Source organism: Sphingomonas sp. LY54, from assembly GCF_035594035.1.
GTDB lineage: Bacteria > Pseudomonadota > Alphaproteobacteria > Sphingomonadales > Sphingomonadaceae > Allosphingosinicella.
Map to the genome: position 1 here is coordinate 1,746,557 of NZ_CP141588.1, position 24,184 is coordinate 1,770,740.

Sequence of the window (24,184 nt, forward strand, 5' to 3'; positions counted from 1 at the left end):
GGCGGTTTCTGGATTGCTTCGCTGCGCTCGCAATACGGAGCGCGCTGCGACCGCTAACCCAAAAACGGCGCGACAACCTCCGGCGGGACGCGGATCGGGCGGCCGCTGGCTTTGTCGATGATCGCCCAGGTCGTCTTCGCCCGCACCCGGACCTTGCCGTCGGCGCCGACGAACTCGACGTGGCGGTCGAAGCGCGCGCCCTTGGGCGCCTCGCCGACCCAGGTGCGGCCGGTCACCGTCTCGCCCGGTCCGGCGGCGCGCAGATAGTCGATCTCGTGGCGGATCACGACCCAGATATAGGCTTCGGCATGGGCCGGATCGGCGACCGCATACCAGTGCGCGGTGGCGACGTCCTGGATCCAGCGCACCCAGGCAGCATTGTTGACGTGACCGAGCTCGTCAATGTCCTCGTCCCGGGCAGTGATCTGCTTCTCGAAAGGGGTCATAGGAGCCTCAATGCGCCGTCGGGCGCGCGTTCGAACGGGACGCCTGCGCGGGCGAAGAGCGTGGCGAGCGCCGCCTCGGGGTCGCTCGCACCACGGTCGAGCAGGCGCGCCATGTCGCGGCCGAGGCGGCGGTCGCCGCTGCTCGCGTCGAGCGCGGCCAGCCATTCGCCGCGGCTCAGCAGTCCGTCGGCGCGATTGGCCTCGATCAGCGGCCGCAGCCACTGCGCGAACGGCCGGCCCGAGGCGCTCTCGGCGACCAGGGCGAAGATGGCGCCGCAGGCATAATAAGCGCGATGCTCGCCGCGCTCTTGCGCGCTGGCGACCGGCCTCCGCGCCAGCTTCACGCACTCGTCGAGCGCGCGCTGCAGCTCGGCGCGCGCGTCGTAGCCGGGGTCGATGGCGGATACGGCGCGGATGGCGAGCAGGTCGGCGCCGCCCTCGGTGATCCAGGAATCGCGCGGCGTTTCGTAGGCGACGGCCTGCCCGAGCCAGAAATGGGCGCTCTCATGGGCGATGAACCAACGCGTCTGGTGGCGCAGGCCGGGCCGCTCGGCGGCCACCCCCGCGCCTTCGAACGTCATCACGACCATGCCGGGCAGGACGCTGCCGCTCATGCTGACCATGCCCGGCGTCGGCCCGGACCAGCTCACCATCACCGTCGGCTTCACCCCGGGCGGTGGGCCGAGCGCATCGGCGAAATAAGCCAGCATCTTCGGCGTGGAATCGAGGAGGAAGGTGCGCAGCCAGGCCGGCAGCCCGGGATCGATGATCGTCGCCATCGTGTCGCTGACGAGCGGCGCGGCGGGGCCGAACAGGACGTAGGTGTCGGGATCGTCGAGCGTCACCGAGGGCAGGCGCTGCCCGGCGTGGAGAACCCGGCCGTTGGCGTCGCGGAAGGTGACGCGGGTCGGCGTGCCGGTGCCCTCGATCGTCGACGGATCGATCGGCAGCGCCCGCGCCTTGCTCCGCGAGGGTAAAGGGAAGGCCTTGAACTGCTCGCCATAGAGCGCCACCGAGCCGTCGGTGAAGATCAGGGCCGGATCGTAGCTGGTCTCGATATCCTTGCCGAACGGCGTGAAGCGAATCCGCACCCGCTCCGGCACGGCGCCCTTGTCGGCGACGAACGCATCGTACCAGCCGAGCCGTTCGAGCCGCACGCCCGGGGTCAGCACGGTCCAGCTTTCGGGCCGCCACGGCTGGTTGCTTGTCCGCGCCAGCGGCGAACGGGTGAACGCCCAGACCGGGGCGGCGGAGCGGAAGCGGAAGTCCGCGGTCCAGCCGTCGCCGTCGCGCACGACCTCGACGTCGGCCGCGGCCTCAGCCGCCGCGCCGAAATCGGTGGAGGCTGCCGGCCTGACCGCCGCCGCGCCGGCCCCGCAGGCCGACAAAGCGAGCAGGGCCAGGCCGAGCAGCGCTCTCACTGGGCGCCGTCGCCGATCTGGGTCAGCACGAACGCATAGGCCTCGGCATTCTCGCGCAGCCGCTCCCAGCGGCCCGATCTGCCGCCATGGCCCGCGCCCATGTTGATCTTGAGGAGCAGCAGATTGTCGTCGGTCTTCAGTTCGCGCAGCTTGGCCGCCCATTTGGCCGGCTCCCAATAGGTCACGCGCGGATCGTTGAGTCCGCCGGTGATCAGCAGCGGCGGATAGGCCTGCGCCTTCACCTGGTCGTAGGGCGAGTAGGAGCGGATATAGTCGAACGCCGCCTTGTCGGTGATCGGATTGCCCCATTCAGGCCACTCGCCGGGCGTGAGCGGCAGGCTTTCGTCCTGCATCGTGCTCAGCACGTCGACGAACGGCACGTCGGCGACGACCGCGCCCCACAAAGCCGGATCGCTGTTCACCACCGCGCCCATCAGCTCGCCGCCGGCCGATCCGCCCTGGATGCCGATATGGCCCGGCTTGGTGAAGCCTTCGGCCACCAGCCCCTTCGCCGCGTCGACGAAATCGTTGAACGTGTTGGTGCGCTTGGTGAGCTTGCCGTCGAGATACCATTGGTAGCCGAGGTCGTCGCCGCCGCGGATATGGGCGATCGCATAGGCATAGCCGCGGTCGAGCAGGCTCATCCGCGTGGTCGAGAAGCTCGGCGGCACGGCATAGCCGTAGGCGCCATAAGCGTAGAGGAAGAGCTTGCCCTCGCCGTTCTTCTCGAAGCCCTTCTTGTAGACGACCGAGACCGGCACCGTCTTGCCGTCGCGGGTCGGAAGCATCAGCCGCTCGGTGGCGTAGAGGCTGGGATCGTAGCCCGACGGAATTTCCTGGACCTTCAGCGTCTCCAGCCGGTCGTCGGCGGGATGGTAATCGTAGACCGTGGTCGGCGTGACCATCGAGCTGTAGCTGACGCGATAGGCCTTGGGCGCATATTCGGGGTTGGAGCCGAGCGAGGCGGTGTAGCTCGCCTCGGGGAAGCGGATGCGCTCCTCCTGGCCGTCATAGGAACGGAGCCGGATCTGGTCGAGGCCGTCGACCCGTTCCTCGATCGCGAGATGGTCGCGGAAGGCGGTGGCGCCGCGCAGGTAGACGCGGTCGGAGCCCGGGATCACCGTCTTCCACGCGCCCGGACGTGCGGGATCGGCCTCGGCGATGCGGAAGTTCACATGGTCGTCGTTGGTGAGGATCCAGAGCTTGCCGTGGCTCGCATCGACCGAATAGAGCCGGTTGGTCTTGCGCGGCGCGATCAGGGTCAGCGGTGCTTCCGGGTTCGATGCGGGCACGAAGCGCACTTCGCTGGTGGCGTTGTCGCCGGTGCCGATGAAGATCAGGCTACGGTCGTGCGACCGCGAAATGCCGACCGTGAAGCCGAGCTCGTCCTTCTCCTCGTACAAGGTCTTATCCGCGCTGACCGGCGTTCCGAGCTTGTGCAGGCGGGCGCGGTAGCTGCGCCAATTCTCGTTGACCTCGGTGAACACCACCGCCTTGCTGTCGCTGGTCCACACCGGCGAACCGATGCCGACCTTGGTCACCGTCTCGATATCCTTGCCGGTGGCGAGATCGCGGATGCGCAGCTCGAACCGCTCGGCGCCGTTATCGTCGACCATGAGCGCGGCGTAGCGGCCGTCGGGGCTCAGCTCCAATGCGCCCAGCTTATAGAATTCCTTGCCCGCCGCCTCGGCGGGCTCGTCGAGCAGGACCTGCTCGGCGCCGCCCGCCGCCGGCTTGCGATACCAGGTGCGATATTGCGCGCCCGGCTTGAACGCCCACCAGGTGAGCCAGTCGCCATCCTTCACCGGCACCGAGGATTCGTCCTCCTTGATGCGGCCCTTCATCTCCTGGAACAGGGTCTCGACCAGGGCCGCATGCGGCTTCATCGCCGCCTCGAAATAGGCATTCTCGGCTTTGAGATAGTCCAGCACGTCGGCGTCATCGACCTTGGGATAGGTCTGGTCCTTGAGCCAGAAATAGGGATCCTCGATCCGATAGCCGTGACGCTCGTAGCTGTAAGGGCGCTTTTCCGCCTGGGGCGGTGCGGGCAGGTGCGTGGCGTGGTTCATCGGAGCTTTCTGAGGCTGGGCCGCGAGCGGCGTGCTGGCAAGGAGAAGGATAAGAACGAGACTGCGCATGAGATGGTCCCCCGGGGTTCCGCGCACTGGCGCGGGCTCGTGATGGGCTCTATTTAGGGAGCGATCCCCGCTTTCGGAAAGAGCCAAATGTCGACCTACGAAGCCCGCCTCGCCGCCTTGCGCGAACAATTGAAGTCCGAGCGCCTCGACGGCTTCGTGGTACCGCTCACCGACGAGCATATGAGCGAATATGTCGGCAGCTACGCCCAGCGCCTCGCCTGGCTCACCGGATTCCAGGGCTCGGCCGGATCGGCGGTTGTGCTTCCGCAGGAGGCGGCGATCTTCACCGACGGCCGCTACACCCTCCAGGTCCGCGAGCAGGTCGATGGCGCGCACTGGAGCTACCAGTCGGTGCCCGAGACCAGCATCGCCGACTGGCTGCGCGAGCATGCGCCCGAAGGCGGCCGCATCGGCTACGATCCCTGGCTCCACACCAGCGACTGGGTGAAGAAGGCGCGTACCGCTTTGGCCGCGAAGGGCGCCGAACTGGTCGCCGTGCACCGCAACCCGATCGACGCCGTCTGGGACGGACAGCCCCAGCCGTCCAAGGCGCGGTTGGTCGTCCACCCCGATTCCTTTGCCGGCAAGTCGTCCGCCGCCAAGCGCCAGGAGATGGCCGACTGGCTGAAGGGTGAGAAGGCCGACGCCGCCGTCCTGTCCGCGCTCGATTCGATCGCCTGGACCTTCAACGTCCGCGGCGAGGACGTCGAGCGCACGCCGGTCGCCCTGTCGTTCGCGCTCGTCCACGACGACGGCACTGCCGATTTGTTCGTCGCCTCCGAAAAGCTCGGCGACGACGTCCGCCAGCATCTCGGCAACGGCGTCCGCCTGCACGAGCGCCACGACTTCGAGCCGCATCTGCGCACGCTTTCCGGCAAGACCGTCGTCGCCGATCCCGAGCGCGCCGTCGCCGCGATCTTCGAGGCGCTCGAGGAAGCTGGCGCCAAGGTGCTGCAGAAGCGCGACCCGGCCGTCCTTCCCAAGGCGATCAAGAACGAAGCCGAGGTTGCCGGCCACAAGGCCGCGCAGGCGCGCGACGGCGCCGCGATCGTCCGCTTCCTCCACTGGCTCTCGCTCGAGGCGTCCAAGGGCGGCATCGACGAGCTGTCGGCCGCGGCGAAGCTTCGGCAATTCCGCGCCGAGGGCGGCGATCTTCGCGACCTCAGCTTCGACACCATCTCCGCAGCGGGGCCGCACGCGGCGATTCCGCACTATCGGGTCGACGAGGACAGCAACCTGCCGCTGGAAATGAATTCCATCTATCTGGTCGATTCGGGCGGCCAATATCCCGACGGCACCACCGACATCACCCGCACGATCATCGTCGGCGAGCCCACGAACGAGATGCGCGACCGCTTCACCCGCGTGCTCAAGGGCCATATCGCCGTCTCGGCCGCGCGCTTCCCGGCCGGCACGCGCGGCACGCAGCTCGATTCCTTCGCCCGCCAATATCTCTGGCAGGTCGGCCTCGATTACGCCCACGGCACCGGCCACGGCGTCGGCTCCTACCTCTCCGTGCACGAAGGGCCGCAGCGTATTTCGCCCGCCGGCAGCAGCCAGTCGGGCGGCGACGAGCCGCTCCGCGCCGGCATGATCCTGTCGAACGAGCCGGGCTATTACAAAGCCGGCGAATACGGCATCCGCATCGAGAATCTGATCCTGGTCGTCCCGGTCGAGGTGCCCGGCGCCGAGAAGGAGGTGCTCGGCTTCGAGACGCTCACCTTCGCGCCGATCGAGCGCAATTTGATCGACGCCACCATGCTCGCCGCCGACGAGCGCCGCTGGCTCGACGATTATCATGCCGAGGTGCTGGCGCTGATCGGCCCGCAGGTCGAGGGCGAGGTGCTGGAGTGGCTGCGCGCCGCCTGTGCGCCGCTCTAGTCGCGCTCGCCGGGCGCGGGGGTGACGGGGGTCTCGCCATCGGGCTCGTCGCCCCGCGCCTGCGCCTTGCGCCGCCGCAGATTGGCGCGCAGCGCCTCGGCCAGCCGTCTCGCCCGTTCGTCATCGCTCTTGCTCATCACCCTGCCATAACGCCGTGTCGCGCCGCGAAAAAGTAACTCCGTTGGTGGGTTGACACCGCGCCGGGCCTTCCCCCATAGCGCCGCCGTCCGAACCGCCGCACCTGCGGCGGGCTGGCGATGCTGCCGTAGCTCAGTGGTAGAGCGCATCCTTGGTAAGGCTGAGGTCGTGAGTTCAATCCTCACCGGCAGCACCATCGCTTCCTTCCGTGACAGACGCCTTCACCAGCCGTCATCGCAGCCCGGGGGCGCGCGCCAGTCCTCGCCCGGAGGTTAACGGCGCGTACCGTGAGGTTGCGTCACGTAGAACACCTACATTCCCGCTCTTTCGCCCAGCGTCTATCCCCGAAGCTGCGCCGTGCCGCGGCACCGCATCAGCGCTGAGGAACAATGACCGACCTGTCCCCGATCCGGCCCGACGTCGCCGACCAAGCCCGGGACAGCCGGACGCTGAAGCGGGACAGCGCCCTGCTCGGCGAATTGTTCGAGCATGCGCCGAGCTTCATCGCACTCGCCTACGGCGCCGATCATCGCTTCGCCTTCGCCAACCGCGCTTTCCAGGCGCTCGCCGGCGAAACCGACCTCGTCGGGCGGCCGGCGGCGGAGGCGCTGCCGCAGCTGGCGGCCTTGGGCTTCCTCGGCCTGGCCGACGAGGTTTTCGCCTCGGGCCGCGTCCATGAGGGCCGCGAGGTCGAGATCGCGATCTCGGGCACCGACCCGGTCGAGCGGCGCTATGTCGATTTCAGCTATCGGCCTTTGTTCGATGACGGCGCCGTCGCCGGCGTCCTCGTCGTCGGCTACGACGTGACGGGGCAGAAATTGGCGCGCGACGAGGTCGCCTTGCTGCGCACCAACCTGATCCACATTTCGCGATTGAGCGCGATGGGGACGATGGCGTCGACGCTCGCCCACACGCTCAACCAGCCGCTCACCGCGATCGCCAATTATGTCAGCGGCTGCGAGCGCCTGCTCGCCAAGCCGCAGGCGGGCGCTGTCGCCGACCTCACCTTCGCCCTCAACCAGATCAAGCAGAGTGCCCTCGAAGCGGGCGACGTCATCCGCAGCCTGCGCGAGCTGGCCGGGCGCGACGACGGCGACAAGACCAGCGTCGACCTCGCGGATGCGGTCGGAGAGGCGCTGGCGCTCGCCCGGACCGGCGGGGCCGCGCCCGATCTCGCCTGCGACATCGATCTTGGCGGGCTCGACGTCCGCGGCGACGCGATCCAGGTCCAGCAGGTTCTTTTCAACCTCGTCCGCAACGCGATCGAGGCGATGGCGGGCCGCGCTGACCAAATTTTATCGGTCACCGCGCAGCGGCAGGGCGCGATGGTCGAGATCGTGGTCGCCGATAATGGCCCCGGCTTTCCGCCCGGCGCGCATCACGCCGCCTTCGACGCCTTCATGACGACGAGGAACGGCGCGATCGGCCTCGGCCTGCCGATCTGTCGCACGATCGTGGAAGCGCATGGCGGCCGCATCGCCGCGGAGCCCAATCCGGGCGGCGGCGCCCGGCTCGTCCTGTCGCTGCCCGCCGCGGACTAGGCCCGGCTCACCACCATCGACAGCACGGCGGGGTGCAGCGGCCGCACGAACTGGCAGCCGACCGCGCTGCCGCGAGTCCATGCGACCCGGGCGTGCAAGGCCTCCAGGCCGGGCAGCTTCAGCCACACGTCGGTGCCGGACGCGAGTTCGAGGTGGGTCGAGGCGCGAAAGCCCTGGGTCGAAAGGTCGATGATCTGGACGGTGACGCCGCTGGCCCCGCGCTGGCGCAGGCCCGCGCCGATCTCGCAATGCTGGCGCTCTTCCTTGCGACCCGGGGGCGCAGCGGGGATTCCGCTCATCGCCAGCTCGCCGGTCAGTCCTGTCGCACTCGCTTCGAACATCGGTCACGTCCCTGGCGATCCCCACCGCCGTTGGAATGAAATCAGCGCGGCGGGGCGATCCCCACCGACTTGGCCCAGACATGGGCGAGCCGCCGCTCCTGCTCGCTGATATCCTCGCTGAGCACGCGCGGGCGGCGGAATCGTTGTTGCGTCTGGTTGGAGGGGCGCCGCGTGACGTGCACGAGCACCTCGCTCTCGTCGATCTCCTGATGGAATTCGAGGCCCGCGCGGTTCCCGCCCGTCCAGGCGACGCGTGCCGAGACGATTGTCTTTCCGCGGGCGAACACCACTTCGTCGCCCAGCACCAAAGGCTGGGCGAGTTCGATCAAGGCGCCTTTCTGCGAGAGGTCCCGCAGACGCACGTCCACTTCGCCGGCCGCCGTCCGTAGCTTGGCCGCCAGCAGCACACGCGCGCGTTTCACGCTCCGCTTGCCGTCCATGGTCGTGTCGTCGGGGGAATCTGCGTCCATTTTTCCCTTGTCGTCTCTTAAGAGGCCTGGATCGTAGATAGGCGGGCGGGCCTAAATAGAAGTAAACGGAGCGGTAGGAGTTTGCGAGGAATGGCGCGTTGCCCGGCGTGCCGATTGACCTCTCGCCGCTGGCCTCTATGGGGGCGGACATGCGCTTTTTCTCCGACAATGCCGCCGCCGCCTGCCCCGAGGTCATGGCCGCCCTGGTGGAGGCCAACCGCCTCGAGACCGCGTACGACGGCGACACGTACAGCGCCCGGCTCGACGCCGCCTTCTCGGCTTTGTTCGAGCGCGAGGTGCGAGCGCTCTGGATTCCCACCGGCACCGCGGCCAATTCGCTCGCGCTCGCCGCTTTGTGCCCCCCGCACGGCGCGATCCTCTGCCACCGCGACGCGCATATCCAGAATGACGAATGCGGCGCCCCCGAATTCTACACCCACGGCGCCAAGTTGATGCTGGCCGAGGGCGAGGGCGCCAAGCTCACGCCGGCGAGCGTCGGGGCCCTGCTCGCGACGATCCGCAACGACGTCCACCAGGTCCAGCCGCACGCTCTCTCGATCACCAATGCGACCGAATATGGCCTCGTCTACACGCCCGCCGAGGTCGCCGCCCTCGGCGGCATCTGCAAGGAGCGCGGCCTCGGCTTCCACATGGACGGCGCCCGCTTCGCCAACGCGGTGGCGCGCCTCGGCTGCACGCCGGCCGAGCTCACCTGGAAGGCCGGGGTCGACGTGCTGAGCTTCGGCTTCGTCAAGAATGGCGGCATGTCGGCCGAAGCCCTGATCTTCTTCGACACCGCGCTCGCCGACGCCACCCGCTACCGCCGCAAGCGCGCCGGCCATCTACTCTCCAAGGGCCGCTATCTCGCCGCGCAGCTGCTGGCGATGATCGAGAACGACGTCTGGCTGCGCAACGCCCGCGCCGCGAATGACGGCGCCGCCCGGCTCGCCGCTGCCGCCGGCGAGCGGCTCGTCCATCCGGTCGAGGCCAACGAGCTGTTCCTTAAGGTCGCTCCGGCCGAGGCGCAGGCGCTGCGCGACCAGGGCTTCGATTTCTACGACTGGGGCCCGGGCGAGGCCCGCCTGGTCGTGAGCTGGGACCAGCAGCCCGAGCATATCGAGGCGCTGGCCCGGGCGATCGAGGCGCTGTGACCGAGACTCCGGCGGCGACGATTATGTCGCCGCGCGTCCTCATTCCGTTCGTGGTCATCACCCTCATCTGGGGGTCGACCTGGATCGTCATCAAGGACCAGCTCGGCACGGTGCCGCCGACCTGGTCGGTCACCTACCGCTTCATCATCGCCGGCACGGCCATGTTCGCTTATGCCGCCTGGAAGGGCTTCCCGCTGCGCATCGACCGCAAGGGCCATCTGCTCGCGGCCGGCTTCGGCATCCCCCAATTCTGCCTGAACTTCAATTTCGTCTATGCGGCCGAGCATTACATCACGTCGGGCCTCGTCGCAGTGGTGTTCGCCCTCCTGCTGGTGCCCAATACCGCGCTCGGCTGGCTGTTCCTCAAGCACCGCATCACCGCGCGCTTCCTGGTCGGCTCGGCGATCGCGACCGTCGGCGTCGGCCTGCTCTTCGTCCAGGAAATGCGCAGCACGTCGTTCGATCCGGGGACGGTGCTGATCGGCATCGGCCTTACTCTGCTCGGCGTGCTCAGCGCTTCGGTGTCCAACGTCATGCAGGCGGGCGAAGGCCTGCGCGCGCGTCCGATCGCCAGCATGCTCGCCTGGGGCATGGCCTATGGCGTGCTCGCCAACGCCATCTTCGCCTTGATCGTCTACGGCCCGCCGGTGATCGAATATCGCGTCGGCTACTGGCTCGGCCTCTTCTATCTCGGCATCGCCGCCTCGGCGCTCGCCTTCACTTTCTATTTCGGGATCATCCGCGCGATCGGCCCAAGCAAGGCGGCTTATTCGAGCCTGCTGGTGCCGATCATCGCCATGGGCTTCTCGACCGTCTTCGAGGATTATCACTGGTCGACGCTGGCCGTCGCCGGCGGCATCCTCGCATTGGCCGGGCTCACCATCGCCTTGCGCTCGCGCCGCCCGGCCTGAAGCGGCTTCGGGTCGACCGCCGGCCGGTTGTGCGCCCGCGGCCCGCAGCCTAGATTGGGTTCATGCTCGACGCCCAGAATGCGCCCGCCGTCCCGCCGGCTACGATCCGCCGCGAAGACTATCGCCCACCCGCATGGCTGGTGCCCGAGATCGCCCTCGAATTCGACCTCGCGGCGAAGCGCACGATCGTCAAGGCGACGCTGACCATCGAGCGCAACCAGCCCGGCGAGCCGCTTCGCCTCGACGGCGAAGACCTGAAACTGCTCTCGGTCAAGATCGATGGCCAGCCGGCCGCGCACAGCCATGCCGACGACGTCCTCACGATCCCGCTCGACGCGCGCAGCGCCGTGGTCGAGACGATCGTCGAGATCGCGCCCTCCGCCAACAGCCAGTTGATGGGCCTCTATGAATCGGGCGGCATCCTCTGCACCCAGTGCGAGGCCGAGGGCTTCCGCCGCATCACCTTCTTCCCCGACCGACCCGACGTGCTCAGCCGCTACAAGGTGCGGATGGTCGCCGACAAAGGGGCCTATCCGGTCTTGCTCGCCAATGGCGATCCGATCGCACGGGGCGATCTCCCCGATGGCCGCCACTGGGCCGAATGGCACGATCCCTTCCCCAAGCCCTCCTATCTGTTCGCGCTGGTCGCCGGCGATCTCGTCGCCAACCGCGATACGTTCGTCACCAGCTCGGGCCGCACGGTCGATCTCGGCATCTGGGTACGGGCCGAGGACCTTCCCAAGACCCAGCATGCGATGGACGCGCTCAAGGCCTCGATGGCCTGGGACGAGCGCGTCTACGGCCGCGAGTACGACCTTGCCGTGTTCAACATCGTCGCCGTCTCCGATTTCAACTTCGGCGCGATGGAGAATAAGGGGCTCAACGTCTTCAACTCGCGCTACATCCTCGCCGATCCGGATACGGCCACCGACGCGGATTACGACGCGGTCGCGGGCGTGGTGGCGCACGAATATTTCCACAATTGGTCGGGCAACCGCGTCACCTGCCGCGACTGGTTCCAGCTCTCTCTCAAGGAAGGCTTCACCGTCTTCCGCGATCAGCAATTCTCGGCGGATCAGGGCAGCCATGCGGTGAAGCGGATCGAGGACGTGCGCGCCCTTCGTTCGGCGCAGTTCCCGGAGGACGCCGGCCCGCTCGCCCATCCGATCCGCCCCGAATCCTATATCGAGATCTCGAACTTCTACACCGCGACCGTCTACAACAAGGGCGCCGAGGTGATCCGGATGATGCACACCATCCTGGGCCCGGAAGGCTTCCGCGCCGGCAGCGATCTCTATTTTGGCAGCCATGACGGCACCGCCGCCACCTGCGAGGATTTCGTCCGCGCGATGGAGCTGGCGACCGGCGCCGACCTCGAGCGCTTCCGCCGCTGGTACGCCCAGGCCGGCACGCCGCGGGTGAAGGCGACGCTTACCCATCGCGATGGCGACGGCCGCGCGCACCTGCTGCTCGAACAGACCGTTCCACCGACGCCGGGACAGCCCACCAAGCAGCCGATGCCGATCCCGCTCAAGATCGCCTTGTTCGGTGACAAGACCGGCGAGAAATATGTCGACCAGCTTATCCTGCTGGAGGATTCGAGCCACGAAGTGATCTTCGAGGGCATCGGCGAGCGCCCGGTCCTGTCGATCAACCGCGATTTCTCGGCGCCGGTCATCATCGAGAGCAACCGCTCGACCGAGGACCTCGCTTTCCTTTCGGCGCACGATGACAATCCGTTCGCGCGCTACGAGGCGATGCAGCAACTGATGCTCGACACGTTGATCGCCGCGGTCACCACCGGCAGGGCGGACCACGCGCCGGTGATCGAGGCGGTGCGCAACACGCTGGCCGACGACCGGCTCGACCCGGCCTTCATCGCGGAGGCAGTGCTGCTGCCGACCGAGGCCTTCATCGGCGACCATCTGCTGATCGTCGAGCCGGAGGCGATCCACAGCGCGCGCGAGCGGCTCCGCGCCGAGCTCGGCATCGAGCTCGAGCAGCAATGGCGCGATTTCTATGCCGCCGCCGCCGCCAACCGGTTCGAATATTCGCCGGCCGCCAAGGGCGCGCGCCGCCTGCGCACCGTCTCGCTCGGCTATCTGTCGGCCGGCGGCGCCGAGGACGCTCCGGCCCTGGCGATGCGCCAGTTCGCCGAAGCCGACAACATGACCGACCGCCAGGGCGCGCTCGGCACGCTCGCCAACAGCGAGGCCCCCGAGCGCGGCGAGGCCCTTGCCGCTTTCTACGAGCGCTACCGCGACAACGCCTTGGTGCTCGACAAATGGTTCATGGTGCAGGCGCTCTCCACCCGCGACGATACGGTCGATGCGGTGCTGGCGCTGGCCGAGCATCCCGATTTCACGCTCGCCAACCCGAACCGCATGCGGGCCCTGATCAGCGCCTTCGCCGCCAACCAGCGCGCCTTCCACGACGCGGACGGACGCGGCTACCGCTTCCTCGCCGATACGATCCTCGCCGTGGACAAATTGAACCCGCAGACCGCCGCCCGCCTCGTCCCCCCGCTCGGCCGCTGGCGCCGCTTCGACGAGATCCGCGCCGAACTGATGCGCGGCGAGCTCCAACGCATCGTCGACACGCCAGGCCTCTCCAAGGACGTGTTCGAACAGGCCTCGAAAAGCCTGGGCTAGGACCATCCCGGCCTGCGCCGGGACGACGTCAGCCGATCCAGTCGGCCACTTGCGCGGCGACCTGGTTGGCGGCTTGGTTGATTGCGGGGCCGGCGCTGGCGACGTCGATTGCAGCGACGGGCACGCGCGCTTCGAAGCGGCGGCTTTCGACCCGGTTGGCGCCGCGCGCCACGGCGGCGTCATAGACGACCACCGCCTCGTTGGTGGTCGCGTCGAGGCCGAAGCTGCGCAACTGCCCGGTGAGGCGCACGCCGGGATCGAAGGTGAACTGCATCGGATCGAGCACGACGCGGCCGGTGCGCGCGGCGATCACGTCCGACACCAGCCGGCCGAACAGGGCGCCGGGCGCCTCGACCCATTGCGCGTCCTTCAGATAGGCGACCGTGCCGCCGCTGCGCACCGGCACCCGCGTCGTCCGCAGCTCCTGCGGCGTCGTCGGCACCACCACCGTCACCGCCTCGCTGGCGGCGACGTTGCGGGTCGCTGTTGCGGGGACCGTTTCCGAAGGGCTGAGGCGCAGCAGCGAATCGGGCACCTTGCCGCCGAAGCTGAAGCAGCCCGACAAAGCGAGCACGAGCCCGAGGGCGGGAAGGATTCTGGTCTGTTTCATCATTTCGGCTCGTAATCCGGAAGTTTCGACCCGCCGATCAGCGCGCCCGCGCCGCCCTGCTCGACCTTTTCGCTGACCGCGCGCAGCGATTGCGACGTCGCCCTCAAATCCCGCACCAATTGGCCGACCTCGGGCAGAGTCTGCTTGGAGAAGGCCTGGATGCCCGGGCGCGCGTCGTTGATCGCGGCGTCGAGGTTGCGCATGCTCGTCTCCGCCGCCTGCACCGTCTTGCGAAGGTCGTTGACCAACGGCTTGGCGTCGTCGTTGAGCAAGCCGTCCGTGGTTTCGGCGAGGCGGCCGAATTCCTCGGCGGCGTTGCCGGCTTGGCGGATGGCGATGCGGGCGTCGGCGAGCGTCGCCGCGATCTCGGGGCTGCGCTCGGCGATCGAGCCGCTGATCTTCTCCATATTGTCGAGGATGCCGGCGATCGACGCTTGGTTGCGGTCGGAGACCAGCTCGGTCAGCCGTTCGGTCAGGGTCGAGACGCGCTCGAGCAATTCGGGCGCGCTGTTGAGCAATTGGCCGAGCGCGCCCGGCTTGGTCGGGATCACCGGCACGCCATAGGGACACGTGCTCTCGAGATTCTCTTCGGGGCAGGCGAGAGGCGGCGATCCGGCCGGCGCCGGATCGAGCTGGATCTGCGAGACGCCGGTGAAGCCGACACCCTGGATCGTGGCGGTCGTGCCCTGCAGGATCGGCGTGTCGTCGCGCGCCGTGATGCGGACGCGGACGAATTCCGGGCTCTTGGGCTCGAGATTGATCGATTCGATCTGACCGACGGGGACGCCGTTGAAGGTCACCGCCGAGCCTTTGGCGAGCCCGTCGACGGCCTGCTTGAAGAAGATGTCATATTCGTTCTTGCTCTCGCCCGACACCTGGCTGAGCCAGATGATGAAGCCGAGCAGGGCGACGACCATGGCGAGCACGACGCCGCCGACGAGGATATGGTTGGACCGCGTTTCCATCAGCCTTCAGCGCTCCCCACCCGCGATGCCGCGGCCGTCGCGGTCTGGGCTGCGCGTCCGCGCGGCCCCCGGAAATATTCTTGTATCCATTCGTGGTCCAAAGCCAATAGTTCCGGAATCGTTCCGACCGCGATCACCTTTCGGTCGGCGAGCACCGCGACGCGGTCGCAGATCGCGTAGAGCGTATCGAGATCGTGGGTGATGAGGAAGACGGTGAGTCCGAGCGCCGATTGCAGCTCGCGGATCAATTCGTCGAACGCCGCCGCGCCGATCGGATCGAGGCCGGCGGTCGGTTCGTCGAGGAACAGAAGCTCGGGATCCATCGCCAGCGCCCGCGCGATGCCGGCGCGCTTCTTCATGCCGCCGGACAGCTCGGCCGGGAATTTGGGCCCCGCCTCAGGCGCGAGCCCGCTCATCACGATCTTGAAGGCGGCGATCTCGTCGAGCAGGTCGGCGCCGAGCTTGGGATAGAATTCGCGCAGCGGCACCTGCACGTTCTCGGCCACGGTCAGCGTCGAGAACAAGGCGGCGCCCTGGAACAGGATCCCCCAGCGCTTGCGAATGCCCTGCAGGTCGGCCTCGTCGCGGTCGAGCGTAGGCTCCCCAAAGACGTGGACCTCGCCGGCGACCGGCTGCTGCAGCCCGATGATCGAGCGCATCAGCACCGATTTGCCGGTGCCCGATCCGCCGACCACGCCCAATATCTCGCCGCGGCGCACGTCCAGGTCCAGATCCTCGTGGACCACCTGCTCGCCGAAGGCGTTCTTCAGGCCCCGCACCTCGATGATATTCTCGCTCATACCCAGCCGATCTCCGTGAAGAAGACGGCGAAGAAGGCGTCGAGCACGATCACCAGGAAGATGCCCTGCACGACCGCGGCGGTGGTGCGCAGGCCCACTTCCTCGGCATTGCCCTTGACCTGCAGGCCCTGGAAGCAGCCGGCCATAGCGATGATGAGGCCGAACACCGGCGCCTTGATCAGCGCGCCCCAGAGGTCCGTCATCGGCACGACCTCGCGGATGCGCTGGACGAAGGTGACGGGCGGAATGTCGAGCGCGACGAAGCTGAAGATGCCGCCGCCGATGATCGAGATCAGAGCCGCGTAGAAGCCGAGCAAAGGCATCAGCAGCACCGTGGCGAGCACCCGCGGCAGCACCAGCGCCTCCATCGGCGAGACGCCGATGGTGCGCATGGCGTCCACTTCCTCCGCGAGCTTCATCGATCCGATCTGCGCGGCAAAGGCCGAGCCCGAGCGGCCGGCGACCATGATCGCCGTCATCAGCACGCCCAGCTCCTTCACCGACATGCGGCCGATCAGGTTGATCGTGAACACTTCGGCGCCGAACTGGCGGAGCTGGACCGCGCCCTGCTGGGCGATGACGATGCCGACCAGGAAGCTCATCAGGCCGACGATGCCAAGCGAATGGACGCCGACCACCTCGAATTGCTGGACGACGGCGTTGAGCCGGAAGCGGCGCGGGTGCGTGATCACGGTCCAGAACGAGATCATCAATGCGCCGAAGAAACCGAGCAGCCCGAGCAGGGTGCGTCCCGCCTCCGCGGTGGCATCGCCGACCTCGCCGAGGACGCGGTACAGCGGCGGCGTCCGGTCCGGCCGCACCTTCACCGGCTGGTCGGACTGCGACACCTGCTCGAGCAGCTTGGCTTCGTCCTCATCGACGCCGATCACATCGGCCTGATGGTCACGGGCCATTCGATGAACAAGCCAGGCGCCCACCGTGTCCATCCGCGGCACGGCCGTGAGGTCGAGCACCAGGCCGTCGCCGGGCACGGCGTTGAGCCGTTCGGGCAGGTCGCCGATGCAGGCGAGCGTCAGGTTTCCGCTGAAGCGGAGCACCTTTCTGTCGCCGTCATCGGCCAGGCTGAAATCGGCGGCAGAACTCATGCGGCAGCAGGATGCTTCAATTTGGAGGGTCCGGCAAGCGCCGGGGATGGACAAGGGCTACGATCCTGTGCTTGCCGGGTTCCATCGAAGGGAGTGAAATGAAGAGCGCGCTTGCCATTTACGACATGGACCGGACGATCACGAAGCGGGCGACCTACACGCCGTTCCTGATCCACGCCGCGCTCCGGCTCGCGCCCTGGCGGCTCGTCTTCCTCCCGCTCGTCGGGCTGGCGATGCTGGCCTATGTCGCCAAAATGCTCGATCGCGGCGAATTGAAGGAGGTCAACTACCAGCTCCTGATCGGCGGCGCGCTGGATCCGACGCGGCTCGAGCCGGTCATCCAGAGCTTCGCCGACCGCCAGGTCGCGACCAACATCCTGCCCGGCGCCCGCGCCAGCCTGGAGGCGGACCGCGCCGCCGGCCGCCGCATCGTCATGGCCACGGCCTCCTACCGCCTCTACGCCGCCGCGATCGCCGAGCGCCTCGGCATACGCGACGTGATCGCCACCGAAACCCAGCGCGACACGGCCGGGCGCGTCGTCGCGCGCATCGAGGGCAGCAATTGCTATGGCGACGCCAAGCTCGCGATGATCCAGGCCTGGCTGGAGCGCGAGGGGCTGACCCGCGAGGCGGTCCACATCCGCTTCTATTCGGATCATATTTCGGATTCGGTCGTCCATCACTGGTCGGACGAGCCGGTTGCCACCAATGCCCACGACCGGCTGGTCAAGCTGGCCAAGGTGGAGGGCTGGGAAGTGCTCGACTGGAGCAGGACCTGAAGCGACGCATGAGGGGAACGGGAATGACGCTGACGCTCTATTATCACCCCTTCTCCTCTTACTGTCAGAAGGTGCTGATCGCGCTCTACGAACGCGCCGTGCCGTTCGAACCGCGCCTGATCGATCTCGGCGACCCTGCCGCGCGCGCCGAACTGGTATCGGTCTGGCCGTTCGCCAAATTCCCCGTCCTGCGCGACGAAGAGAGCGGCCTTACCGTGCCGGAATCCACCTCGATCATCGAATATCTGGACCTGCGCCATGTCGGCCCGCCACCGATGATCCCGGAGGACCGCAACCTCGCTCTGCTGGCCCGCACCTTCGACCGCGTGTTCGACAATTATGTGATGACGCCGCTGCAGACGATCGTCGGCGACAGCCTCCGGCCCGAGGATGCGCGCGATCCCTATGGCGTCGATCGCGCCCGCGACCTGCTCGCCAAGGCCTATGCCTTCCTCGACAAGGAGATCGGTGCGCGGACCTGGGCCGCGGGCGACGCCTTCACCCTCGCCGACTGCGCCGCCGCGCCGGCGCTCTTCTACAGCGGCATGCTGGTCCCGTTCGGCGACCACGCCAACCTGGCGGCTTACTTCGCCCGCCTGCGCGAGCGCCCCGCCTTCGCCCGCGCCGTCGACGAAGCCCGCCCCTACCGCCCCTTCTTCCCCCTCGACTGGCCGGCCGGCTACGACTAAGGGCCCCGCATCGCGCAATGACGCTGTTGGAATGGCCGCGCAAAGCCCCTAGACCGCGGCCAACATTCTCAAGGCCCGAGGCACAATGACCACGATCATCCGCGAGGCGGACCTCATCGAGAGCGTCGCCGACGCCCTCCAGTACATCTCCTACTACCATCCGATGGACTATATCCGCGCGCTCGGCGATGCCTATCAGGCCGAGCAGTCGCCCGCGGCCAAGGACGCGATCGCCCAGATCCTCACCAACAGCCGGATGTGCGCCGAAGGGCACCGGCCGATCTGCCAGGACACCGGCATCGTCACCGTGTTCGTCAAATGGGGACAGGATTGCCGGTTGGAGAGCGCGCGCAGCCTGCAGGAGGTGATCGACGAGGGCGTGCGCCGCGCCTACCGCCACCCCGAAAACCCGCTGCGCGCCTCGATCCTCGCCGATCCCGCCTTCGGCCGCGTCAACACGAAGGACAACACGCCGTCGGTGATGCATGTCGAGATGGTGCCGGGGAGCACGGTCTCGATCGACGTCGCAGCCAAGGGCGGCGGCTCGGAAAACAAGACCAAGTTCAAGATGCTGAACCCGTCCGACTCGATCGTCGACTGGGTGCTCGAGATGGTGCCGCAGATGGGCGCCGGCTGGTGCCCGCCCGGCATGCTCGGCATCGGCATCGGCGGCACCGCCGAGAAGGCGATGCTGCTCGCCAAGGAAAGCCTGATGGGCGCGATCGACATGGCGCAGCTGAAGGCGCGTGGGCCGCAGAGCAAGATCGAGGAACTGCGCATCGAGTTGTTCGAGAAGGTGAACGCGCTCGGCATCGGCGCGCAGGGTCTCGGCGGCCTCTCCACGATCCTCGACGTCAAGATCCTCGATTGGCCGACCCATGCGGCGTCGAAGCCGGTGGCGATGATCCCCAATTGCGCCGCCACCCGTCACGCCCATTTCACGTTGGACGGCTCGGGCCCCGCCTACCTCGAGACGCCGAACCTCGCCGACTGGCCCGACGTCAACTGGACGCCGTCGAAGGAAGCGATCCGGGTCGATCTCGACGCCCTCACGCCCGAGATCGTCCAGAGCTGGAAGCATGGCGACCGGCTGTTGCTCAACGGCAAGATGCTGACCGGGCGCGACGCCGCCCACAAGCGCATCAAGGACATGCTCGACCGCGGCGAGGCGCTGCCGGTCGAGTTCAAGGGCCGCGTCATTTATTATGTCGGCCCGGTCGATCCGGTCGGCGAGGAAGTGGTCGGCCCGGCCGGTCCCACCACCGCCACCCGCATGGACAAGTTCACCCGCATGATGCTCGAGAACGGCCTGCTCGCGATGGTCGGCAAGGCCGAGCGCGGCCCCATGGCGATCGAGGCGATCCGCGACCACAAGTCCGCTTACCTGATGGCGGTCGGCGGCGCGGCCTATCTTGTCGCCCGCGCCATCAAGGGCTCGAAAGTGGTTGGCTTCGAGGATCTCGGCATGGAAGCGATCTACGAATTCGAGGTCCAGGACATGCCGGTCACGGTCGCGGTCGACGCCAATGGCGAGAGCGTCCACCACCTCGCCCCGCTCGTCTGGCGCGACAAGATCGCGAAGATGAAGGCGCTCGAAACCGCCTGAACTGCGGCCGGCCGAGCCGTGCAAGCGGCGAGACGCTGAACGGGAGGCGCATCGCCACGTTTATACCGGTGCAGAGAGTGCCAAGTCCCCCCATAGGGCGTCGCGACTATGTTCGCGGCGCCCTTTCTCTATTCGCGCCAGAAGTGTCCTACCGCACGCAGTTTGTCGAAGGCCTTGGACGCCGCGGCAAGGTGGCGCCTCTCGGCCTTGGCGCCGCTCCCGTCCGTCGGAATCTCCAGATCGAGCCCTTCGAGCAGGATGCGCGCCGTGGCGGCGTCGTTGAGCGCGCCGAGATGCTCCTGGATCGCCTCGAGCGCGCCGAGAAAGGCCTTGCGCGGCTTGGCCTTCGCCTTGTCCGTGTCGAGTCCCTCCAGGAATTCGACCGCATAGCGCAGTTTCTTGACGTCAATGCGGAAGCGGTGGCGCGCCTCTTCGTCCACTTGCCGCAGCTGGCCGCCCGCCTTGCGGACCTTGCGCCAGCGCCGGTCGAGCCGGTCGAGGGCGAAGGTGCGGAGCGGCTGGCGCGCCGGCGGCTCCTGCCGCCACGCGCCGATGGCAAGCCACGCCACCAGGTCGAGCAGCAGCATGCGCAGCCGCTGCGACCCGAGCGCGGCGAGCACGCGATCATAGGCCTCCTCGCGCGCCGCCTCGAGCTTTGGCCTCCACTCCGCATGAAGATCGTTCCGGCCGAGGAAAACATCGAGATTGCGGGCGTCGCCGAGCTGGCCCGCGAACCACCGCAATTCCTCGCGCAGGCGCGCGCCTTCGTCGTCGCGAACGACGGGTCCGAACAGCGAGAAGGCCGCGCGCAGCCTTCGGATCGCCACCCGCGCCTGGTGCAGCGCCGCCGGGTCCCGCTTCGCCACCAGGTCCTCGTTCAATCGGAAATGCTTGAGGCAGGCATGGGCGATCGCCGCAAAGCCGGCGCCCGCGTCGGCTTCGGGATCGACCCGAACCGGGCCCGCTTTGGCGACCTTGCCGAGGCGGCCGTCGGCGAGCGCGAAGCCGCGCTCGGATTTGCTGAGCACGCCGATGCGCAGCGGCAGGTCGCGGGCGAGGGCGCGCGCAAGATCGAACAGGGCGGCCGCCTCGCCCCGCTTCAGCTCCAGTTCGATCTCGTCCAGCGGCTTCTCGCGCGTGTCGCCGCGGATTGAGCCGTGGTCGAGGATCAGTTCGATCTCCGCGCCTTGCCATTCCAGCAGCCAGATCGTCCGCTCGACGTCGGACACGGTGACCGGCGCCAATGACGCGCGCAGCTTGGGCTTGAGCAGCCCGGCGAGCGGAGTCTCGGCGAGCGCGGCCTGGTCCAACCCTGGGCCTTCGATGTCCCGCTCCCATTCCGGCCGGTCGAACAGGCCCGCCGACCCGGCCGCGTCCTGCTTAACCGTCTGGACGAACCGACCCTCGGCCGCCCGCACCCGCAGCGAGTAACCGGCTTTGCGCAAGGCCGCTTTGCCGGTGTCGTAGTAGGTCGAAACTTGGCGCAGGCTGCGGCGCGCCCGCCCGGCCAGCGCCGGATGGCGCGCCAGCGCCTCGGCCGCGTCCGCGTCGACCTCGAGCTTGAGCTCGACCTCCTGATCCTCGCGCATGCGCTCCTCGCTCGGCCGACTCGGGCGGCACCCCTGTAACCCTCCCCGCAGCGGCCGCCAAATCGGGCTCCATTTGCGACCAACTTCAAATCGCGAGACATTCGGGACTGCAGGCAGCATCGTGGAGCCCCACCCTTCCCCCGCCGCCTCCGGCTTGCTAGAGCGCGCGCAACCGCCGCGCCGGACTCCGCCCGGCGCGAAGTCTCACTTCGCGACGAGGACATTATGACCGCCATCGGCAACAACAGTCTCAACACCCGCTCCACCCTCCAGGTCGGCGGCAAGAGCTACGCTTATTATTCGCTGAAGAAGGCGGCCGCGGCGCTCGGCGACGTCTCGCGGCTGCCGATGTCGATGAAGGTGCTGCTCGAGAACCTGCTGCGCTTCGAGGACGGCAAGACCGTGCTGCGCGAGGACATCCAGGCTTTGGTCGACTGGCAGCAGACGCGCAGCTCGGTCCGCGAAATCCAGTATCGCCCGGCGCGCGTGCTGATGCAGGACTTCACCGGCGTGCCCGCGGTCGTCGATCTCGCCGCGATGCGCGACGCGATGAAGGCGCTCGGCGGCAATCCGGAGAAGATCAACCCGCAGGTTCCGGTCCACCTCGTCATCGACCACTCGGTCATGGTCGACGAGTTCGGCAATGCCCGCGCGTTCGAGAAGAACGTCGCGCTCGAATATCAGCGCAACATCGAGCGCTACCAGTTCCTGAAATGGGGTGCGACCGCGTTCGATAATTTCAAGGTCGTGCCGCCGGGCACCGGCATCTGCCACCAGGTCAATCTCGAGAATATCGCCCGCGCCGTCTGGTCGTCGCAGGACGCGTCGGGCACCGAAGTCGCCTACCCGGACACTTTGGTCGGCACCGATAGCCACACGACCATGGTCAACGGTTTGGGCGTGCTCGGCTGGGGCGTCGGCGGTATCGAGGCCGAAGCCGCGATGCTCGGCCAGCCCGTCTCCATGCTGATCCCCGAAGTGGTCGGCTTCCACCTCACCGGCGCGCTCGCCGAGGGCATCACCGCCACCGATCTCGTCCTCACCGTCACCCAGTTGCTGCGCAAGAAGGGCGTCGTCGGCCGCTTCGTCGAATTTTACGGCCCCGGCGTCGCCGCGCTCAGCCTCGCCGACCGCGCGACGATCGCCAACATGGCGCCCGAATATGGCGCGACCTGCGGCTTCTTCGGCATCGACGGCAAGACGCTCGACTATCTCCGCCTCACCGGCCGATCGGACGAGCAGGTCGCCCTGGTCGAGGCCTATGCCCGCGAACAGGGCCTGTGGCTCGATCCGGCCGCGCCCGAGCCAGTCTTCACCGACACGCTGACGCTCGACATGGGCACCGTCCAGGCCTCGCTCGCCGGCCCGAAGCGGCCCCAGGACAAGGTGCTGCTCGCCGACATCGACGAGGAATTCATCGCCAACCTCCAGAAGGAATATGGCAAATCGGGCGGCATCGGCGAGCGCGTCCCGGTCGAGGGCAGCGACGCCGGCCTCGCCAATGGCGACGTCGTCATCGCCGCGATCACGTCCTGCACCAACACGTCCAACCCGTCGGTGCTGGTCGCCGCCGGCCTCGTCGCCCGCAAGGCGCGCGCGAAGGGCCTGACCAGCAAGCCCTGGGTCAAGACCTCGCTCGCCCCGGGCAGCCAGGTCGTCACCGACTATCTCACCAAGGCCGGCCTTACCGAGGATCTCGACGCCCTGGGCTTCGATCTGGTCGGCTATGGCTGCACCACCTGCATCGGCAATTCGGGCCCGCTGCCCGAGCCGGTCTCCAAGGCGATCCACGCCAACGACCTCGTCGCCGCCTCGGTCCTCTCGGGCAACCGCAACTTCGAGGGCCGCGTCTCGCCGGACGTGCGCGCCAACTACCTCGCCTCGCCGCCGCTCGTCGTCGCTTATGCGCTGAAGGGCACGGTCACCGAGGATCTGGTCAACGCGCCGATCGGCCAGGCCACGGACGGTTCGGACGTTTATCTGCGCGACATCTGGCCGACCAATCTTGAAATCCAGCAGATGATCGACGCCCACGTCAACGCGGACATGTTCCGCACCCGCTATGCCGACGTCTACAAGGGCGACGAGCAGTGGCGCGCGATCGACGTCACCGGCGGCGACACCTACGCCTGGTCGCCCTCGTCGACCTACATCGCCAATCCGCCTTATTTCGAAGGCATGTCGATGACCGCGGCCGGCATCGACGACATCGTCGGCGCCCGTCCGCTCGCCATCTTCGGCGATTCCATCACCACCGATCACATCTCGCCCGCCGGCGCGATCAAGCTCGACAGCCCGGCCGGCAAGTATCTGACCGAGCATCAGGTCGCCCGCGCCGACTTCAACAGCTACGGCGCGCGCCGCGGCAACCACGAGGTCATGATGCGCGGCACCTTCGCCAACATTCGCATCAAGAACGCCATGACCCCCGGCATCGAGGGCGGCGTCACGAAGCACGTCCCCACCGGCGAAGTGATGGCGATCTATGACGCGGCGATGCTCTACAAGCAGGCCGGCACGCCGCTCGTTGTCCTCGCCGGCAAGGAATATGGCACCGGCTCGTCGCGCGACTGGGCGGCCAAGGGCACCAACCTGCTCGGCGTCCGCGCCGTCATCGCCGAGAGCTACGAGCGCATCCACCGCTCCAACCTCGTCGGCATGGGCGTCGTTCCGCTCCAGTTCGTCGACGGCGAGAGCCGCGAGAGCCTCGCTCTCAAGGGCGACGAGACCTTCACGATCACCGGCGTCGCCGCGCTGCAGCCGCGCCAGGATGTCGAGGTGCATGTCACCCGCGCCGACGGTTCGAGCTTCAGCTTCAAGACGCGCTGTCGCATCGATACGCTGAACGAGCTCGAATATTTCCGCGCCGGCGGCATCCTTCACTACGTGCTGCGCAACCTCGCCGCAGCCTGATCCGGACCTGCGCGGCCCTGCCTCGGCAGGGTCGCGCA

The 24,184-nt window shown here is 67.8% G+C and carries 20 protein-coding genes and 1 tRNA gene; 10 read left to right on the plus strand and 11 right to left on the minus strand.

Annotated elements, in window-relative coordinates:
• Positions 1–53: 53 nt before the first annotated feature.
• The 3 genes from SH591_RS08855 to SH591_RS08865 are packed head-to-tail and all read right to left on the minus strand — an operon-like array spanning position 54 to position 3,936.
• Complete coding sequence (locus SH591_RS08855) at positions 54–446, minus strand: acyl-CoA thioesterase (RefSeq protein ID WP_324748818.1); 393 nt, start codon at positions 444–446, stop codon at positions 54–56.
• On the minus strand, positions 443–1,867 hold the full coding sequence (locus tag SH591_RS08860) for a M1 aminopeptidase family protein (RefSeq protein WP_324748819.1): 1,425 nt from the start codon (positions 1,865–1,867) through the stop codon (positions 443–445). Before SH591_RS08860 ends, SH591_RS08855 begins: the two co-directional genes overlap by 4 nt.
• A complete protein-coding gene (locus tag SH591_RS08865; protein WP_324748821.1) occupies positions 1,864–3,936 on the minus strand; it encodes a S9 family peptidase in 2,073 nt (690 codons plus the stop codon). Before SH591_RS08865 ends, SH591_RS08860 begins: the two co-directional genes overlap by 4 nt.
• A 156-nt stretch (positions 3,937–4,092) precedes the next feature.
• Here SH591_RS08865 and SH591_RS08870 point away from each other — a divergent pair, with 156 nt between their 5' ends.
• Positions 4,093–5,886 carry an aminopeptidase P family protein gene (locus tag SH591_RS08870; protein ID WP_324748822.1) on the plus strand — a complete coding sequence of 598 codons (1,794 nt, stop codon included), beginning with the start codon at positions 4,093–4,095 and terminating at the stop codon, positions 5,884–5,886.
• Here SH591_RS08870 and SH591_RS08875 read toward each other — a convergent pair.
• On the minus strand, positions 5,883–6,023 hold the full coding sequence (locus tag SH591_RS08875; RefSeq protein WP_324748823.1) for a hypothetical protein: 141 nt from the start codon (positions 6,021–6,023) through the stop codon (positions 5,883–5,885). The two genes, SH591_RS08870 and SH591_RS08875, sit on opposite strands and share 4 nt — an antisense overlap.
• A gap of 122 nt (positions 6,024–6,145) precedes the next feature.
• Between SH591_RS08875 and SH591_RS08880 the strand changes: the two genes are divergently transcribed.
• Both SH591_RS08880 and SH591_RS08885 read left to right on the plus strand, forming a co-directional pair.
• Positions 6,146–6,220, plus strand: a tRNA-Thr gene (locus SH591_RS08880).
• Positions 6,221–6,413: 193 nt separating this feature from the next.
• The gene (locus SH591_RS08885) at positions 6,414–7,565 is read left to right on the plus strand and encodes a sensor histidine kinase (protein WP_324748824.1); all 1,152 of its coding nucleotides are present in this window, start codon (positions 6,414–6,416) and stop codon (positions 7,563–7,565) included.
• Here SH591_RS08885 and SH591_RS08890 read toward each other — a convergent pair.
• Both SH591_RS08890 and SH591_RS08895 read right to left on the minus strand, forming a co-directional pair.
• A complete protein-coding gene (locus tag SH591_RS08890) occupies positions 7,562–7,906 on the minus strand; it encodes a PilZ domain-containing protein (RefSeq protein ID WP_322831150.1) in 345 nt (114 codons plus the stop codon). The genes SH591_RS08885 and SH591_RS08890 overlap by 4 nt on opposite strands.
• A gap of 41 nt (positions 7,907–7,947) precedes the next feature.
• Entirely contained in the window at positions 7,948–8,376 is a 429-nt protein-coding gene (locus tag SH591_RS08895) for a PilZ domain-containing protein (RefSeq protein ID WP_322831151.1), read from the minus strand.
• 149 nt (positions 8,377–8,525) lie between these two features.
• On the opposite strand from SH591_RS08895, the gene SH591_RS08900 reads away from it, so the two are divergent.
• The 3 genes from SH591_RS08900 (at position 8,526) to pepN (ending at position 13,089) form a co-directional block, all read left to right on the plus strand.
• Entirely contained in the window at positions 8,526–9,527 is a 1,002-nt protein-coding gene (locus SH591_RS08900; RefSeq protein ID WP_324748825.1) for a threonine aldolase family protein, read from the plus strand.
• Positions 9,524–10,438: a DMT family transporter gene (locus SH591_RS08905; RefSeq protein ID WP_324748826.1), complete on the plus strand. Its 915-nt coding sequence runs from the start codon at positions 9,524–9,526 to the stop codon at positions 10,436–10,438. Before SH591_RS08900 ends, SH591_RS08905 begins: the two co-directional genes overlap by 4 nt.
• Before the next feature lie 62 nt (positions 10,439–10,500).
• A complete protein-coding gene (gene pepN, locus SH591_RS08910; RefSeq protein WP_324748827.1) occupies positions 10,501–13,089 on the plus strand; it encodes an aminopeptidase N in 2,589 nt (862 codons plus the stop codon).
• 28 nt (positions 13,090–13,117) lie between these two features.
• Here pepN and SH591_RS08915 read toward each other — a convergent pair whose 3' ends face one another.
• From SH591_RS08915 to SH591_RS08930, 4 genes are read right to left on the minus strand one after another with little or no spacing between them, the layout of a single operon-like run.
• Positions 13,118–13,702, minus strand: a complete 585-nt coding sequence (locus tag SH591_RS08915; protein WP_324748828.1) for an ABC-type transport auxiliary lipoprotein family protein — start codon at positions 13,700–13,702, stop codon at positions 13,118–13,120.
• The gene (locus tag SH591_RS08920) at positions 13,699–14,664 is read right to left on the minus strand and encodes an MlaD family protein (protein ID WP_322831156.1); all 966 of its coding nucleotides are present in this window, start codon (positions 14,662–14,664) and stop codon (positions 13,699–13,701) included. Before SH591_RS08920 ends, SH591_RS08915 begins: the two co-directional genes overlap by 4 nt.
• A complete protein-coding gene (locus SH591_RS08925) occupies positions 14,664–15,464 on the minus strand; it encodes an ABC transporter ATP-binding protein (RefSeq protein WP_324748829.1) in 801 nt (266 codons plus the stop codon). The genes SH591_RS08920 and SH591_RS08925 overlap by 1 nt, the downstream gene beginning before the upstream one ends.
• Entirely contained in the window at positions 15,461–16,570 is a 1,110-nt protein-coding gene (locus SH591_RS08930; protein ID WP_322831158.1) for an ABC transporter permease, read from the minus strand. Before SH591_RS08930 ends, SH591_RS08925 begins: the two co-directional genes overlap by 4 nt.
• Positions 16,571–16,668: 98 nt before the next feature.
• Here SH591_RS08930 and SH591_RS08935 point away from each other — a divergent pair, with 98 nt between their 5' ends.
• The 3 genes from SH591_RS08935 to SH591_RS08945 all read left to right on the plus strand — a co-directional run bounded on the left by SH591_RS08935 (position 16,669) and on the right by SH591_RS08945 (position 19,644).
• Positions 16,669–17,349: an HAD family hydrolase gene (locus SH591_RS08935; RefSeq protein WP_324748830.1), complete on the plus strand. Its 681-nt coding sequence runs from the start codon at positions 16,669–16,671 to the stop codon at positions 17,347–17,349.
• Positions 17,350–17,378: 29 nt separating this feature from the next.
• Positions 17,379–18,038, plus strand: a complete 660-nt coding sequence (locus tag SH591_RS08940; RefSeq protein WP_473964746.1) for a glutathione S-transferase family protein — start codon at positions 17,379–17,381, stop codon at positions 18,036–18,038.
• 85 nt (positions 18,039–18,123) lie between these two features.
• Positions 18,124–19,644 carry a fumarate hydratase gene (locus SH591_RS08945; RefSeq protein ID WP_324748832.1) on the plus strand — a complete coding sequence of 507 codons (1,521 nt, stop codon included), beginning with the start codon at positions 18,124–18,126 and terminating at the stop codon, positions 19,642–19,644.
• A gap of 128 nt (positions 19,645–19,772) precedes the next feature.
• On the opposite strand, the gene SH591_RS08950 is transcribed toward SH591_RS08945, so the two are convergent.
• The gene (locus tag SH591_RS08950) at positions 19,773–21,233 is read right to left on the minus strand and encodes a CYTH and CHAD domain-containing protein (RefSeq protein ID WP_324748833.1); all 1,461 of its coding nucleotides are present in this window, start codon (positions 21,231–21,233) and stop codon (positions 19,773–19,775) included.
• 225 nt (positions 21,234–21,458) lie between these two features.
• Here SH591_RS08950 and acnA point away from each other — a divergent pair, with 225 nt between their 5' ends.
• Positions 21,459–24,146 (plus strand): aconitate hydratase AcnA, encoded by a 2,688-nt coding sequence (gene acnA, locus SH591_RS08955; protein ID WP_324748834.1) that lies wholly within the window; start codon positions 21,459–21,461, stop codon positions 24,144–24,146.
• The last annotated feature ends 38 nt before the right edge of the window (positions 24,147–24,184 follow it).